Raw genomic sequence first — 15,173 nt, forward strand, 5'->3', positions numbered from 1 at the left:
AACGTGCCGCTCCGGTCCCCCGGGGGCACCGAAACGGGCGGGAAAAGCGCTGGTTGCGGGCAAAGAAAATCGAGAAGAAATGTGCCCGCGGCGCCGCGGGCGTCGGTCATTTATGACCGATCGGACGGCGGCACGAGCGACTCGGCCTCGAACCGCGCCACCCACAGTGCGCGGGCTGGATCGAAAGCGAGGGGCGGGTCGTCGAGCGGAAAGAACTGCGCCAGCGCCCGCCCCAGCGCGAGCAGTTCGGGCGCGCCTTGCGGTCGGGTCAGGCGCCCGCCGCCCCGGAGCAGGTCGAGGAACGCCGCGCCGGCGCGCGTCGGCGCCCCGTCCGGGTCGGTGAGCCCCAGGTCCGAGAGCGTGTGGGTGGAGCGCCGCTCGCCGCGCCCGACGGTGCCGACCCGCCGGCGCCCGCCCGTGTCGCCGAACTCGGACGCGATGTCGCGCCGTTCGACCGTCACCGAGATGACGACGCCATCGCTCGTCTCGGTTACGGTCAGGTCGTCCCACGTCGCGCTCGGCGGCGTCGGGAACACGACCGGCCCGTCCCGGCTGATCGTGAACCGGGTGCGGTACGGTTCCCCCTTGCGGGTCGGGTGAAACGGGTCGGCCTCGATTCCGAGCAGCCCCCGCAACCGGGTGCGCAGGGTCCCCACCTTCTGCTTCAGCCCGCCCGACTTGGTGCGGACCGCGTCGTCGGTGCCGAGCGTCCCCCGGGACCGGGCCAGCAGGCCCAGCAACGCCCACGCGTCGTCCGGGGCGCCCTTCGCGCGGCGGTCCGCGAACCCGGCCTCCGTGAACCCGAACCGCTCCGCGACCGAACCGACCTGAACGCGAACGTGGTGCTCGCCGACGACCAGCGTGACCTGCTCCCAGGTGGCGCCCGGTGGCGTCGGGAACGTTCGACTCGCCTCTTTTGGTACCGGGCGTGTGGCGGGGGTGACGGCCGACGCGAGCTGCTCCCGGTCGGCGGTCATTCCCTTCGGACCGAGCGTGAGCAGGTCGGCGAGCGGGACCACGACCGGCGCCCGGTCCGCCCACACAGTGGGTGGCGGAACCGTCTGGGGTACGAACACCAGCGCGTTCGCGGCCCGCAGCTCCGGGACGGCCTCGGCAACGGCCGCCGCGTCCGGGCGGGTCAGCCCGACGGCCAGGAACGCGACCCACACGCGGCCGCCGACGCGCACGGTGCCGAGCTTCCACACCCGGTCTGGCACGCGCGTGGTCACTGTGCCGGAGGCGCCCGCCGCGGACGCCACCACGGCGGCCAGTGCGGGCGCCCGCACCGCCCAGCGCCGCAGGACCGCGGGATCGAGCGGCACGGCCATCCCTTCGTACGGGCAGACGAGGTACGCGCGCCGCTCCGCCCCCGCCGAGGCGGTCCACTGGACGGGCTCGACGTGATCGAACCCGCACGCCGTGCACACCGACACCGCGGCGGGCTCGATCGGCGCCAGCAGCCCGAGGCGCATCAGACGGGCGGTCGTGCCGTCCGGCCACGCGCCGACCTCGGCCGCGGCGAACGTCGGGTCAGGCCGCTCGGTGCGCGCCAGCAGGTCCGCCGTCGGTGCCGTCGTCCCCGCCCCCGTAGTCGCCCGGTTCGTCGTCACCGAGGATCCCCCACTGGCGCAAGCACCACTCGCCCACCTCGCGGTGGGCCGGCGAGAGGCTCTTGAGGTTGCACGCGTCCGGGAAGCTCACGTCGAACGTCAGCGGGCGCGCCCGGTCCCCGTCCGGCGGGGTGTGCATGATGGTGAACGTGACCATGCTGACCAGCAGCTCGTCCCGCGGGAACCGCTCCACCGGGAAGTGGATGTCGAGCATCTCGTACACGTCCCCGGTGCGGGCCGCGTTCGCCTCGAGCACCACCCGCCGGGTCATGTCCTCCCGGGCCACCACCCGCATCTTGCGGATCACCGCCGACAGGACGCCGCGGGCCGGGTCGGTGGTCAGCGGGAACGAGTGGTCGATCAGCCCGTTGAGGTGGTACGACCGGCGGGCCGGGTCGGCGAGCGGGGCGCGGGTGTGCAGGACGTGCTCGCAGAACCGCTCACGCAGTTCCGCCCGCCAGCGCCGGTCCCCGCGCGCGTACAGGTCCAGCGTCCCCACCCCGTTCGGCGCAACCCCTGACGGGGTGTACACGTAAACGACCTCGAACGTGGGGCGCAGGGGCGTACGGGTGAGGGTGCCGCGGACGTCGTGTGCGGTGTGCGTGTGCGTGTAGTCGTCAACGAACAGGAACACGTACAAGGCCCCGTCGCGCTCGTACTGCTCGATCGAGCACTGGTGCCCGCGCCCCTGCTCCCGGTACAGGAACGCCACCGCTTGGCGGAGGTTGGTCAGGGCGCCGGGCGTGGCGTCGAACGGGACGTCATCGAAGCCCGTGGTCAGGTTCCAGAACCGGCCCATCGGGCACCCGGCGGCGAGCAACTGGCGGGCCGTGTGGAACACGTGCCGGTGGTACGTGTACACCCACAGCGCCTTGGCGTGGAACCCGTCGATGCCGGCGAGGGTGTCGGCCAGCTCGACCCGGTGGTGCGGCCCCTCGGCGATCATCTGCCGGGTGCCCGCTTCGGACGCCAGCTCGTGCACCTGGCGCATCATCTGCTCGAACGGCTCGCGGCGGTCCGGCGGGAGCTTCCGCCAGGCGTCGTGCAGGGCGCCGGTGTCGCCCTCGACGAGCGCGTCCCACGCGGGCCGGGCCAGCGCGTCGGGGGTGATGCCCTCGTGGGACATGAACGCCCGGATCAGGGGCAGGGGCAGGTGGCGAAGGACCGAGCGCGGGGAGTAGTGGAGCGCCATGCCGTCCTCGTGCGGCGGGTGAGGAGATCATTCACATGAATCAAGATTAGTGAACGCGCTTTCACCTTGCAATCCGCTTCTCTACTCTTTCCGCTCTTTTGCTTTCAGCCGCTCCCGCCGGAACTATTGGCACCAACTGCCGATTATCGGGGGTCACCGTCGGCAGCGTGGCCGTGGTCGAGGCGATCTGGTTGGTGCCGCTCGTGAACGTGTAGCTGTAGCTCGTGGTCTGCCCGCCGGTCCCGTTGTCGTTCCGGTACACGGTCGCCGTTGCGAGGTGAACGAAGTCGAGCCCGCTCACCGTGTTCAGGATGTACGTGGCCGCGTACTGCGGGACCGCGGTTCCGGTCTCCCCTGCCGGATCGCCGCCTGCTTCAGGTACCCGAGCGCGTCCCCCGCCGCCGAGGTGGTCGCCATCGTACTGGTCCCGTACGTGTACCCGGTCACCAGCCCCACCGTGTCGCTCAGGTACGCCGCGTTCCCGCCGCTGAACCCGACCAGGTCCGCGTCCCCCTCGCTGTACCCGGTCACCGTGGTCGGCCCGGCCTCCAGCACCACCCGCCCGTCCGCGTCGTACCGCGTGTCGCTGAGCCACTGACTCGTCCCGTCCGCCCCCCCCAGCATCACCTGCCCGAAGGCGTTGGTGTACAACGTGTTAGTGCTGCCGTCCGGCAGCGCCTCCACCGTCTTCGTGGCCCACGCGTTCGTCTCCAAGAGCCCGCGCGCTGAGTTGGTCGTGTACGTGTACGTGAACACGCCCTGGCCCCCGGAGCATACCGAGCACCCGGCCGCGGACAGCAGGACCAGTTCCAGACGGTCGCGGGCCACCGACGGCAGGTCGGTGCGGCGAAGGGCTTGACGTTCCGAGCGTTGCGAACCTGAGAGGGAGGTGCGGAGCATGAAACATTCTACGCATCCTTGGCCTCGTGCTTAGGCCGTGTGGACAAGGGCTGGGTAAGTCGGGTCGCTGAGAGCGAAGCGGGTTAGCACTCCTACGAAGTGCCGTCAGTGGGTTTGCAGGTGGCACCTGATCTCGGACCTAGATTTCGTCGGCGAGCGAAAACCGCACGTCGAACTGGCTCCCGCGCCCCGGTTCGCTCTGCACGTCGATCCGCGCGCCGAACGACCGGGCAATCCGTGCCACAACGGCAAGGCCCAAGCCCAAGCCACTGACGCCTCGGCGACGGGCCTCCGCCGAACGGAAGAACGGTTCAAAGATGCGACCCACTTCCGCCGGGTCGATGCCGTGGCCGGCGTCCTCAATGGACAAAACCGCTTCGCCACCCGCGACCGCAACGGACACGACAACCGGGGTGCCGGAGTTGCTGTACTTGCAAGCATTGTCGATCAAGTTGCCGACGACCTGAGCGAGCATCGCCGGCTGGGCCTTGACGTTGGCGCTGGTCCGCGGCGCATCAAACCGGATGTCACCCGCGCGATCGTGTAGGTGACTCGCAAGGTAGTCGCGGACCCAAGCAGTGAGGTCGATGATCTCCAGGCCGGGGAGTTCGGCGTCGGCGTCCGCGCGGGCGAGGAATAGGAGCGACTCCACGATCTGCCGCAGCCGCCCGGCCTGTGCGACCGCTGTCGTCAACACCCGCCGGTATTCGTCCGGGGCGCGGTCCCGTCGCAGGGCCACCTCCATCTGGCCGAGCATGGCCGTCAGCGGGGTCCGCAACTGGTGGGACGCCTCACCGGTGAACCGCTTCTGTCGCTCGAACGAGTCCTGAAGGCGGGCCAAGAGGTCATTGAACCGGGCGGCGAGGTCGTGCAGTTCGTCGCGAGCGGCGGGGACGGGCAGCCTCTCGCCCAGGTCGGCGGCGGTGATCCGCTTGGCCGATTCGGTCATGCGGGCAACCGGGGCCAACGCGCGCCGGCACAGCCACCGCCCGCCCAGGCCGGCGGCGACCCACAGGGTTACCGACACCCCGCCGAGGCTCCAAGCCATAGTCCGCAACAGGTCGTGGGCGGGGGCCGCCGGCCACGCTGTCACGAACACCAGGGTGTGGTAACGCGGGCGGGCCGGGGTCGTCCGAATCGCTTCCGGGTGCGGGTGCCGCAGCGTCCGGCGGACCACCCGCCAGTGGCCGCCCTCCCAGGTCGCGTTGACCCGATTCTGCTCACCGTCCGGGCCGGCGCCCGCGAAGGCGTCGAGCGGGCGGGCCGGGCCGTCGGACCCGTCGAGCCGCCGACCGCTCTCGTCGTACACCGCCCAGACCGGCGGCGCGCCGTCGCCCCGGAGCAGAATCCGACGTTCTTTCGGTTCCCACTCCAGGCCGTCACCCTCGACCTCCGCGGCGGCGACCAGCGTGTCCAGCGTGGCCGTCGCCCGGTCGTTCAACTGCCGCATCAGGTGCGTCCGGGCCAGCGCGTACATCGCCCCCGAGAACGCCGCCAGTACGACCCCGAGGGCCACGAGGGAGAACAACGTCAGCCGGTTCGTCAGCGACACGGTCACACCTCTCGCTCGGCGACGGTGCGGCGACCGAACCGCAGGTACAACGGCGGCAGCAAGAACAGGTTCAGCAGCGTCGAGGTGACCAGCCCGCCGAGGATCACGACCGCGAGCGGGTACTCGACCTCGTGGCCCGGCTTCTGGCCGCTCAGGACGAGCGGCAGTAGGGCCAAGCCCGTCGCGAGCGCGGTCATCAGGATCGGGGCTAATCGCTCCTCCGCCCCCCGGCGCACCAGCTCCGGTCCAAACACCGCGCCTTCTTCGTCTTCGAGGTGCCGGTAGTGGCTGACGAGCATGATGCCGTTGCGGGCCGCGATCCCCAGTACCGTCACGAACCCGACCAGCGACCCGAGCGACACCACACCGCCCGACAGGCCCACGCCGGCCAGCCCACCGACCAGCGCGAACGGCAGGGTGAAGGCCACGATGAGCGTCAGCCGCCACGACCCGAAGTCGGAATAGATGACGAGGATCACGCCCAGCAGCGCCAGCCCCGCCAAGAGGTAGAGCCGTCGACTCGACGCCCGCCGCGCCGCTTCCTCACCCAGGAACTCGGGGCGGTAGCCGGCGTCGAACTTCACCTCGCGCACCTTCTCCTCGACCTCGGACGCCACCGCCCCTAAGTCGCGGCCCTTCACGTTGCAGGTGATGTCGAGCCGGCGGGACGCGGCCTCTCGCTTGATCTCGTTCGGCATCGGCACCACAACCACGTCGGCGACTTCGTGGAGCCGCACCTGCGTCCCCGCCGCCGTGTCGATCGGCAGCGCCTGCACCGCGGCCACGTCGTCGCGGCACGACGGCGCGCCCCACACCACCACGTCGAACCGCTTCTGCCCCTCGTACACCTCGCCGACCTTGGCCCCCCGCAACAGCGTCGTCGTGGCCCGCCGAACGTGGCCGGGGGTCAGCCCGTACCGTTCTGCCGCCTCGGGACGCAGGCGCACTTCGATCTGGGGGAGCAGCACCTGCGACTCGACCTTCAGGTCGGTCACGCCCTCAACCCCGCTCATGACCTTTTCGACCTCTTTCGCTTTGACACGCAGCCCGGCCATGTCCGGCCCGAACAGCCTTACCACGATGCTGTAACTCGTCCCCGACAGTACTTCCTTCGAGCGCTCTTGTAGGTAGGTTTGCACGTCGCAGAACATGCCGGGGTAGCCGTTCATCGCGGCCTGGATGCGCTTGCGGGTGGCCTGATAGTCCACGTCTGGGTCGATGCTGATCCACAGCTCGGTGAAGTTCGGGCCGTACACCTCGTCGGCGACCTCGGCCCGCCCGATGTGCGACCCGAAGTTCCGCACGCCGGGGACGGCCCGCAGTTCGCGGCTCGCCAGCACCGTCATCCGGTCCATCTCTTCGACCGACGCCCCGGGCTTGGCAATGAAGTGCATCAGGAAATCCGTCTCCTGAAACTCGGGGAGGAACTCAGACCCGAACCGCGTGGCGGCGGCACCGCTCAACATGAGCGCGGCTGAGATGCCCCCCAACGCGGTGTAAGGCCGGCCGATCAGATGCGGCACCACGGCCCCGTAGACCCGCCGCAAGAGGCGCGCGACCGGGGCTTCGGCGTGGCGGCCCCGGCTTCCGGTGAGCAACGTGTACGACAGAGCCGGAGTGACCGTCAGGGCGACAACGAGCGAGGCGAGAATGGCCAGGATGTAGGCCAGGGCCAGCGGGCGGAAGAACGCCCCCGCGATGCCGTCGAGGAAGAAGATCGGCAGGAACACGATGACGACGATGCCGGTCGCGTACACGACCGCGCTGCGGACCTCGTTGGAGGCGCCGATGACGACCGCGAACGCCGATTCGGGGGGCACCGCCGCCCGGTTCAGCCGCAGCCGGCGGACGATGTTTTCCACGTCGATGATGGCATCGTCCACCACCTCGCCGAGGGCGATCACCAGCCCGGCAATCACCATCGTGTTGAGCGTCACACCGAAGGCCGTCAGGACGACCACGGCGGATACCAACGACAGCGGGATGGCCGTCAGGCTGATGAGCGCCGTCCGCCAGTCGAACAGGAACAGGATCAGGATGACGACCACTAGCCCACAGCCGACGAAGAGGGCGTGGGCGAGGTTCTCGACGGCCCGCTCCACGAACGTCGCCGGGCGGAAGATGGTCGGGTCCATTTCGACGCCGGTCAGGCCCGGTTCCAACTCTTTCAGTGCGGCCTCGACCCTGTGGGTCACCTCGAGCGTGTTGGCGGCCGGCTGCTTCTCCACGATCAGAAGCAGGCCGGGGCCGTCGTTGATGATCGCGTCCCCGATGGGTGGGGGCGAGCCGAACTGCACGGCCGTCACGTCGCCGAGGCGGACCGGGGCGTTCCCTTGGAAAGTGACGACGGCCCGGCCCAGGTCGTCCGGACTTTGGATCACGGAGCGGTGGCGGACCGCCAGCCGCTGGTTCGGCTTGTCCACGAACCCTCCGGACTCAAGCGCGGTAGCGTCCCGTGCCGCCGCCGTCACCTGATCGAGTGCGACGCCCGCGACCCGAAGTCGGTCGGGATCGACCAGCACCTGATACTGCTTGTCGCGCTGCCCCCAGACGGCGACGTTGGCCACGCCGGGGATGGACATCAGTTTCGGCCGGATCGTCCACAGGGTCAGGACGGTCATATCCTGCTGCGACATCGTCTTGGAGGACATGCCGATCTTCATCACCCGACTGAGGGATGAAAGCGGCTGCAAGATGACCGGCGGGCGGGCGACGACGGGCAGACGGGTGGCTTCGGCGGCGACCCGCTCCTGAACGTACTGCCGGGCCTTGTGGATGTCGGTGCCCTCCTCGAACAGCAGCACCACCGACGACAGCCCCAGTACCGACTTGGACCGGATCGTCTTCAGTCCGGGGGTGCCGTTGAGTGCGTTCTCGAGCGGCACGCTGATGAGCGCCTCAACCTCATCGGTGGACAGGCCGGGGGCTTCGGTCTGGACTTCCACCTTCGGTGGGGCGAACTCGGGGAACACGTCGAGCGGGGCGGTGCGGGCGGTGCGGCACCCGTAGGCGATGAGCAGGCCGCACAGCGCGAGGACGACGACCCGGCCCCGCACGGACGACGAGATCAGCTTGCTGAGCATGGCGCCCTCACTTGATAAACCCGGTTTCCGCCCCGAACAACTCCTGCACCCCCTTCGTCACGATCACCGCTCCGACAGACGGGCCGGCCGGCGGCGTGTTCGGCGGAGCATTCGGCGGGACATCCGCCAGCACCGCGTCCGCCCCGCTGGTGTACGCGACGAGCACCCGCCGCCGCTTGTACGTCCGTGGGGCGATTCGTTCGTACACCCAGGTGCCGCCGTCCGTGTCCCAAACCACCGCCGACCACGGCACGGTGCGGCTCGCCTTCGCGTCCGTCAGCGGGACGGTCACACCGAGCCGCTGGCCCGGGGTCAACTTCCCGTCCGCGTTCGGCAGTTCGTAGAACACATCGACCGTAGCCGCGAGCGGGTTGGCCGAGGGCGGGGCGGCGACCGGGTTGGCGGCGGGCAGCCGCACACCGGGCGGGGCCGACAGCTTGCCCACCTGGGCCGGTTCGTTGCGGTCGGTGCCGTCGAGGTCGCCGACCGGCAGCGGCACCCGCACCCACAGCGTCGAGAGGTCGATCACCTCGAACAGCGCGGACCCGCTCGGGACCGTCTGACCGGGCAACGCGGACACGACGCGGAGGATGCCGCCTTGCGGGGCGTCGATGGGGACCGGGGCGACGGTCCCGCCCTCGGCGTCCCCGACCACCTTGTTCAGGATGACCTGCCGCGCCGCGGCCGCGTCGAGCGTCCGCTTCGCCACGTCGAACGCCGCCCGGGCCTCGTCCACCAGCCGCTGACTGCCGGCCCCCTCCTTCAGCACCCGCTCGGCGCGCTTCACGGCGATGTCGGTCAGGTCGAAACTCGCCTTGGCAGTGTTCACCTGCCCGTTGGCCTCCGCGAGGGCGGCGGACAGGGTCGCGCGCCCGTCCGGTGTCAGCAGCGGCGCCAACTGGAACACCGGCTGCCCGGCCTTCACGACGCTGCCGGCCTTCGGCACCCCGCCCGCAGGCGCTTTGAGGGTGCCGCCCAGAGGCGCGGCGACGAGGATCGTCTGCCCGACCGGAACCGTTACCTCGCCGCCATACACGCGGACCCGGCGGACGGCCTTTGTTTCGACCGGGGCAAGGGCCAGCCCCAGCCGCTTCTCGGCCTCCTCGGTAAGGGCGACCGTGTTGAGGTCGTCTTCCTTCACCACCTTGGCGACGGTCGCCGGCCCCGGCGGCTTGTCGGCCTTGGTTGCGGCGGGCTTGTTGGTGACGAGCCACCACGCCCCGGCCCCTACCGCGGCGGCGAGCGCGAGGGTCAGGGCGGCGGTCGCGATCCCTTGCAGCCGGCTCACGGTTTGGCCCTCACGGGGGTCCACTGCGGTGCCTCCGCCGCGACGGGCCGGGGAGCGACCGGCGAACACGCAGCCGAGACGATCGGCTCGACCCGTGCGGTCGGCGGGGCGGATTGTTTCGGCAGATCGAACTTCGAGGGCGGATTGTCGGCCGCGGCCGACGGTGCGACCGGCGGCGACATCGGGGGGGCCGTTGCGGCGGGGGCGGGCAGTGGCGGCAGCCGCCTCCCGGCGCTCCGCTCCAGTTCGGCCCAGAACCGCCGCAGGTCGCCGTGCAGGACGGCCTCGCGCAGGTAGTTGTCGAGCAACTGTTGGGTCGCCGCCAGTGCGATAAAGATGGGGACGTTCCCCTCCTGATACGCCGCTTGGGCGCGGCGGATCGCGGCCTCTACTTCGGGCCGGACCTTGACGAGCAGCACGTCGAGTTCGGCGCACGCCTGCCGGTACTGGAGGTGCGATCGTTGAACGTCGAGGACGATCTGGTTCGCAACAGTCTTTTGGTTCCGCACCGCCCGCTCGAGTTCGGCCTCGGCGCGGGCGATGCCGCCCTGGTTGCGGTTGAACAGCGGCACGGTGAACCGCAGGGCCGGGCCGAGGACGTGACTCGCCTTACCGCTCGTCGCATCGACGACGCCGAGGAACCGCACCCACCCGAGTCGGGCGAACGTCAGGCGGGCCTGAGCGGCGGCGACCGCTTCGGCGGCGGCGACCGCGTCCGGGCGGGTCGCCAGTGCTTCTTGAGTCAAGGCGTCCGCGTCGAACGTCTGGCACGGTGGCGGGGGCGACGGGTCGAGCGGCAGCGGCCCCCGCATCGCGCCAACGCCCATCAAGTTCCTCAGCCGCTCCTCAAGGACCGGCACGTCGTACCCGATCCGGGTCGCGTCTTGCTCGGCTTGCAGGGCGTCGATCCGGGCGGTGGCCGCTTCTTGAGGGGAGATGTCGCCGGCTTTCAGCCGCTTTTCGGCCAATTCCGCGATCCGGCCCCGCAGTTTCACGGACTCGCCCGCGACCCGCACCCGCTCCTTCGCGAGCACCACGTCGGCGTAGGCTTGCCGGACGTCCCTCATCAGGTCGAGGCCCGCCTGGGCGAGACGGGCGGCGGTGCGGTCGGCCTCCCGTGCCGCCGACTTCACCCGAATGGGGCGGAGCCAGATCGCTTCGATGGGGAAATCGAACAGGTACTTGAAGGGCTTGTCCGCCATCGGCCAGTAGTAGACGAACTCCGGGTTGGGCAGTAACCCGGCCTGTATCAGGTCGCCCCGGGCCACTCCGAGATCGACCAGAAGCTCTTGAAAAGCCGCGTTGTTCCACAGTGCGATGGCGACGGCCTCGTCCTCGGTGACGCCGTCCTCGAACGCCGCCCCCGGCGGTAGGGCGACTTGTGCCGGTTCGGTGCGGGACGGGACAGTGTGGCCAACCCGCTGCGTCAGGTGGTTGGAAACTGCCGTGCAGTCCGGAGCGGACGGGGCCCGGCAGCCGGCCAGAGCGCACAGGACGCAGAAGGTTATCCCGCCCCAATCGCGGGGCTGCGGCCTCCTGTAGTTATGTGGATGTCGCATTCGGTTCGTCCTGTGTTCAGATAACGAATTAGCGCTTTGAAGTAGCTCCATCCCCGAATCGCGTGATCTCGTCTCTTGGGTATCGGTTTTTGCGGCTCCTGCACTTTGTGTAGGTCGGGCGGATGAGGAAAACCTTATCTTGCGAACCCAGGGGCTGGTCGTGTCACCTTCGAGGGCGGTAATCGCGCAGATACCCCTCAATCGCTTTGCGGTTCTGTCCGGGCGGGAACCCGAGCTCCTCCATTTCCGTGATCGCGCGGTCGGCGGGCCAGTGCTGGTACTCCATTCGGTAGATCGCGCAGACCGTTCCGGTTCGGTGTACGCCGGCGTAACAGTGAACGAGGACGGGGTGGTTGGCCGGGTCGTCCAGCACCGCCAGGAACTCCCGCACCACTTGTGCGGCCGGGACTTCACCCTTCGCGTCAACGTCCCACGGGCGAGGGAGGATGCGGACGTGTCGCGCACCGTACTTCGCGCACACGTCCTCTTCCCACGCATCGAGGTACGGGCTGTTGGGGTCACGAACGGTTCGAAGCGTGACCACCGTCTTGATGCGGTGGCGTCGGAGCGCGTACTTCAACCCGGTCGGCGTCAGTTGCCCGCTCCGGTACAGAACGCCCGGCTCCACAGTGCGAAGGGCACGCAGGTGGTAATTCGCGGCCCAGAAGGACGAGACAACGACGGCCGTCACTACCGCCCCGAGCGCCCAAACCCGCCGCCGACTCCGCGTCATCAAATGCTCCCTAAACTGCGCCTCACCGATTACTCAGCGACCTTCCTCGGACGCGGCGTATCCCGGCGCGACCGCGAGGTCGGTTGGGCGGTTGAGTGAGTCGGCGAAGCCCGCGACGACGTGCTGGACGAGGTTGTAGAAGATCACCGGGAGCATTACCTCCGGGACGTGTGCCAGGGCGGTCGTGGCCAGCACCAACCCGGTGCCGTTGTTCGTCATGCCCAGCCCGAACATGAGCGAGGCCCGCCGGCCGGGGTCGGCCCCGAACACCCGCGACAGGCCGGCCCCGGCGACGAACCCGAGCGCGCACATGCCGAACACGATCATCAGCATCACCGTCAGGAAATCCCAATCCGGGTCGGCGAACGTCTTCGGCAGCGCGACCGCCGCGTTCGCGTAGCAGAGGACCAGCAACGTGACCGAGTTGACGACTTTCAACCCCGACTTGGCGCGCGCGACTGGCCCGCCGCCGAGGAGGCACCGCGTCAGGATGCCGGCCAGCGATGGGGCCATGACAAAGGCGGCAAGAAAGGAACTCGTTCCGCTCGCCGCGAGGTGATGTAAGGTGTCCGCGAAGGGACCGCTCGCCGCCCACCCGACCGCGTGGAGGACGGCGGGGGTGGTGAGCGGGCTGAGGACGGTTGAGCCGACCACCAGCCCGAGGCTCAGGGCGAGGTCGCCGTTCGCGTTTTGGGACCACGCGGTCGAAGACCCGGCGACCGGCATCGACGCGATCAGGGCGAGGCCGACCAAGATGTACTGCACCTCGGTCGGGTTGTGCCACAGCGTCAGCGAGGCCGAAACGGCGAGGATGAACGTCAGCGGCAGCGCAACGTTCGCCACCAGCGCCGCGAGCAGCAGGCCGGATTTGCCGAGCAGGTCGCGAAGCCGACCCGGTTCGACCCCTAGCCCGGCGTTAAACAGCAGCACCGACAGTAGGATTGAAGGCAGCGAGGCCGTGACCGGGCTGCCGAGGAGTTCGACTGTGTGGAGGTCGGCCGACCGCAGCCACAATCCGGCGGCCGGGGCGATCCCGGCCAGGGCGTACACGGCAACGAGCAGCCATAGCAGGCGGTGGTGCAGGACCTCGGCGAATCGAGCGAGCGGGCCTTCGAGGACACCCATACCTCAACTTCCTCCTTCAGTTCCGAAGACGTACCCCCGGCCCCGTACCGTTTGAATCAGCCGTGGGCCGTGGGCTTCGAGCTTCTTCCGCAGTTCCATGACGTGGACTTCGAGCGTGTTCGACACCCCGTCGTACCGCTCGTCCCACACCTGCTCGTAGATGCGGGTGCGGGACAGCACCTCGCCGGGGTGCCGGACGAAGAGCGTCAGCAGGGCGTATTCGCGGGTTGTGAGTTCGAGCCGCTGCCCGGCCCGCCGCACCTGTTGCGTGGTGAGGTCGATGCTCACGTCGGCGTGGGTCAGGCGGGGCGCGGCTCGTCCGGCGGGCCGGCGGGACAGGGAGCGGACGCGGGCGAGCAGTTCCTCGAAGGCGAACGGCTTGCACAGGTAATCATCGGCCCCGCCGTCGAGGCCGCGCACCCGATCCGAGATCGCGTCACGCGCGGTGAGGAACAGCACTGGGGCCGCGCCCCCGACCTGCCGAAAGCGTTCGAGGAGCGCCAGCCCCTCGACACCGGGGAGCCACCAGTCGAGCAGGATCACGTCCCACGACTCGGTCGAAAGTCGGTGCCAGCCATCGAGACCGTCCGGGGAATGTTCAACGGTGAAGCCCTCTTCCCGCAGCCCCCGGACGACGAAATCGGCGATTTCGACCTCGTCCTCAACGACCAGAATGCGAATCCCCATCGGCTCGCCCTCCCACGCCCGGCGTTATTTCTTGCCTTTTTTCTCTTCTTTCTTCTCATCCGTCTCGGTGATCTTCCCCTCGGCGGTCAGTTTGACCTCGAACGTCTTCTTGTCGGCAGTGACCACAAGCACCTCGTAGAAGTCGAGTGCTTCCTTCCCGTCCTTCACCTTGATGACCTCCTCGACCGTCTTAAGTGTGGCCTTCGGGTATTTGGCGCCGAGAGCTTCGGTCACCGCCTTGGGTAAATCCTTGGCGGCGAGTTGCTTCTCGATGACCGTGATCTTGCCGTCCGGGGTGAGCATCACGTCGATTTTCGTTCCGCCGTCTTTGACAGTCACCTCGTACTCGACCTTGTCGCCCTCGGTTTCCTTCGCGGCTTCGACAAGCTCGCCTTTAGGGAAGCGCTTCTTCACCGCGTCCGCGACGGCCTTGGGGAGCTTGTCGAGCGGCACCTTCTCCTCGTCGGCCCGCACGCCGGCTGCCGCAATCGCGCCTGCGACCACCGCCACCATCACACGCAACATCGTTCGCATCCGTCTCTCCCGATTGAATGCCCGAACCCGGGGGGCGGTGAAATCAACCCGCCCCGCTTCGAGGGCGATGGTAACAATACCAGCCGAGCCTGAACGCACGGTGAGCCCAAGATAAGGTTCTACTTATCTTCGCTCCAGCGGCGGACGCCGGTCGTACAGCGGCCTGGGAGGAATCACATGAGCTGGGCCTATTGGGCGTTGTTGTCGGCCCTGTTCGCCGGGATCACCGCCGTGCTGGCGAAGGCCGGGACCAACGACATTGCACCGAATTTGGCGACGGCGATCCGTACCGCGGTCGTTTTGGTCTTGGCCTGGGTGATTGTGGTGGTGGGTGACAAACCGGAGTGGAAGACGTTGTCAGGCCGGGCGGTGGTGTTCTTGACACTATCCGGGCTGGCGACCGGGGCATCTTGGCTGTGCTACTTCCGGGCGCTGCACCTCGGGGAAGCTTCGTCGGTGGCCCCGGTGGACAAGCTGAGCGTGGTGTTTGCTATCGCTTTCGCCGCCCTTTTTCTGGACGAACGACTCGTCTGGCAGCACTGGGTCGGCGGCAGTTTGATCGTGGCCGGGGCGGTCGTTATCGCCACGAAATAAGACCTCAAGCCGGCACGCGATACGGTCTAACCCCGGTTCGGGCGCGGGCTACAGCGCGCCTCTTGAAGTGTCAGTTCCACTGCGCGACGAGGAACGACAACGCAGCGGACAGCTCCGCCGCCACGGATTCGGCCGTCTTCAACAACTTCGGCGCATCCGCCCCGCCGCGGGCCGTGTGCTCTTGGGCCTCGGTCACGTTGAAGCCGCGCACTACCGCTTCGCCCGCAGCGACTTTTAGCGCCTGGCACCCGGGGGCCACCGACTCACACACGCTAGGGTCCAACTGCTCGGCCGCACAGAACTGGTCCCACGCTTC

At 68.9% G+C, this 15,173-nt stretch carries 14 protein-coding genes; 1 reads left to right on the forward strand and 13 read right to left on the reverse strand.

All coding sequences use genetic code 11. The features are described 5' to 3' along the window. Positions 1 to 110: 110 nt before the first annotated feature. From R5W23_RS03445 to R5W23_RS03500, 12 genes are all read right to left on the reverse strand, one after another. Positions 111 to 1,610 (reverse strand): hypothetical protein, encoded by a 1,500-nt coding sequence (locus R5W23_RS03445; RefSeq protein WP_320685122.1) that lies wholly within the window; start codon positions 1,608 to 1,610, stop codon positions 111 to 113. Further along, positions 1,531 to 2,802, reverse strand: a complete 1,272-nt coding sequence (locus R5W23_RS03450) for a hypothetical protein (RefSeq protein WP_320685123.1) — start codon at positions 2,800 to 2,802, stop codon at positions 1,531 to 1,533. Before R5W23_RS03450 ends, R5W23_RS03445 begins: the two co-directional genes overlap by 80 nt. Before the next feature lie 61 nt (positions 2,803 to 2,863). After that, positions 2,864 to 3,103 (reverse strand): hypothetical protein, encoded by a 240-nt coding sequence (locus tag R5W23_RS03455; RefSeq protein WP_320685124.1) that lies wholly within the window; start codon positions 3,101 to 3,103, stop codon positions 2,864 to 2,866. Positions 3,104 to 3,108: 5 nt separating this feature from the next. After that, complete coding sequence (locus R5W23_RS03460) at positions 3,109 to 3,630, reverse strand: hypothetical protein (protein ID WP_320685125.1); 522 nt, start codon at positions 3,628 to 3,630, stop codon at positions 3,109 to 3,111. 211 nt (positions 3,631 to 3,841) lie between these two features. Next, positions 3,842 to 5,260, reverse strand: coding sequence for an ATP-binding protein (locus R5W23_RS03465; RefSeq protein ID WP_320685126.1), 1,419 nt, complete (start codon positions 5,258 to 5,260; stop codon positions 3,842 to 3,844). Next, positions 5,257 to 8,337, reverse strand: coding sequence for an efflux RND transporter permease subunit (locus tag R5W23_RS03470; RefSeq protein ID WP_320685127.1), 3,081 nt, complete (start codon positions 8,335 to 8,337; stop codon positions 5,257 to 5,259). Before R5W23_RS03470 ends, R5W23_RS03465 begins: the two co-directional genes overlap by 4 nt. A 7-nt stretch (positions 8,338 to 8,344) precedes the next feature. Further along, positions 8,345 to 9,649, reverse strand: a complete 1,305-nt coding sequence (locus R5W23_RS03475) for an efflux RND transporter periplasmic adaptor subunit (protein ID WP_320685128.1) — start codon at positions 9,647 to 9,649, stop codon at positions 8,345 to 8,347. Then, positions 9,622 to 11,184 (reverse strand): TolC family protein, encoded by a 1,563-nt coding sequence (locus R5W23_RS03480; RefSeq protein WP_320685129.1) that lies wholly within the window; start codon positions 11,182 to 11,184, stop codon positions 9,622 to 9,624. The genes R5W23_RS03475 and R5W23_RS03480 overlap by 28 nt, the downstream gene beginning before the upstream one ends. A 163-nt stretch (positions 11,185 to 11,347) precedes the next feature. Then, positions 11,348 to 11,917, reverse strand: a complete 570-nt coding sequence (locus tag R5W23_RS03485) for a fused DSP-PTPase phosphatase/NAD kinase-like protein (RefSeq protein ID WP_320685130.1) — start codon at positions 11,915 to 11,917, stop codon at positions 11,348 to 11,350. Positions 11,918 to 11,950: 33 nt separating this feature from the next. Further along, positions 11,951 to 13,042, reverse strand: a complete 1,092-nt coding sequence (locus R5W23_RS03490) for a bile acid:sodium symporter family protein (RefSeq protein WP_320685131.1) — start codon at positions 13,040 to 13,042, stop codon at positions 11,951 to 11,953. A gap of 3 nt (positions 13,043 to 13,045) precedes the next feature. After that, positions 13,046 to 13,729, reverse strand: coding sequence for a response regulator transcription factor (locus tag R5W23_RS03495; RefSeq protein ID WP_320685132.1), 684 nt, complete (start codon positions 13,727 to 13,729; stop codon positions 13,046 to 13,048). A 24-nt stretch (positions 13,730 to 13,753) separates the two neighbouring features. Beyond that, positions 13,754 to 14,263, reverse strand: coding sequence for a PepSY-like domain-containing protein (locus R5W23_RS03500; RefSeq protein WP_320685133.1), 510 nt, complete (start codon positions 14,261 to 14,263; stop codon positions 13,754 to 13,756). Positions 14,264 to 14,440: 177 nt separating this feature from the next. On the opposite strand from R5W23_RS03500, the gene R5W23_RS03505 reads away from it, so the two are divergent. Next, positions 14,441 to 14,857 carry an EamA family transporter gene (locus tag R5W23_RS03505; protein WP_320685134.1) on the forward strand — a complete coding sequence of 139 codons (417 nt, stop codon included), beginning with the start codon at positions 14,441 to 14,443 and terminating at the stop codon, positions 14,855 to 14,857. 70 nt (positions 14,858 to 14,927) lie between these two features. On the opposite strand, the gene R5W23_RS03510 is transcribed toward R5W23_RS03505, so the two are convergent. Beyond that, positions 14,928 to 15,173, reverse strand: a 246-nt coding sequence (locus tag R5W23_RS03510; protein ID WP_320685135.1) for a hypothetical protein, incomplete at its 5' end; no start/stop codon positions are given.

It is taken from the genome of Gemmata algarum (assembly GCF_034097035.1).
Lineage (GTDB): Bacteria > Planctomycetota > Planctomycetia > Gemmatales > Gemmataceae > Gemmata > Gemmata algarum.

Excerpts from the sequence above, each read along its gene's own strand:
- R5W23_RS03485 (WP_320685130.1), bottom strand. The coding sequence starts at position 11,917 with ATGACGCGGAGTCGGCGGCGGGTTTGGGCGCTCGGGGCGGTAGTGACG.
- R5W23_RS03480 (WP_320685129.1), bottom strand. The coding sequence starts at position 11,184 with ATGCGACATCCACATAACTACAGGAGGCCGCAGCCCCGCGATTGGGGC.
- R5W23_RS03490 (WP_320685131.1), bottom strand. The coding sequence starts at position 13,042 with ATGGGTGTCCTCGAAGGCCCGCTCGCTCGATTCGCCGAGGTCCTGCAC.
- R5W23_RS03500 (WP_320685133.1), bottom strand. The coding sequence starts at position 14,263 with ATGCGAACGATGTTGCGTGTGATGGTGGCGGTGGTCGCAGGCGCGATT.
- R5W23_RS03495 (WP_320685132.1), bottom strand. The coding sequence starts at position 13,729 with ATGGGGATTCGCATTCTGGTCGTTGAGGACGAGGTCGAAATCGCCGAT.
- R5W23_RS03450 (WP_320685123.1), bottom strand. The coding sequence starts at position 2,802 with ATGGCGCTCCACTACTCCCCGCGCTCGGTCCTTCGCCACCTGCCCCTG.
- R5W23_RS03470 (WP_320685127.1), bottom strand. The coding sequence starts at position 8,337 with ATGCTCAGCAAGCTGATCTCGTCGTCCGTGCGGGGCCGGGTCGTCGTC.
- R5W23_RS03505 (WP_320685134.1), top strand. The coding sequence starts at position 14,441 with ATGAGCTGGGCCTATTGGGCGTTGTTGTCGGCCCTGTTCGCCGGGATC.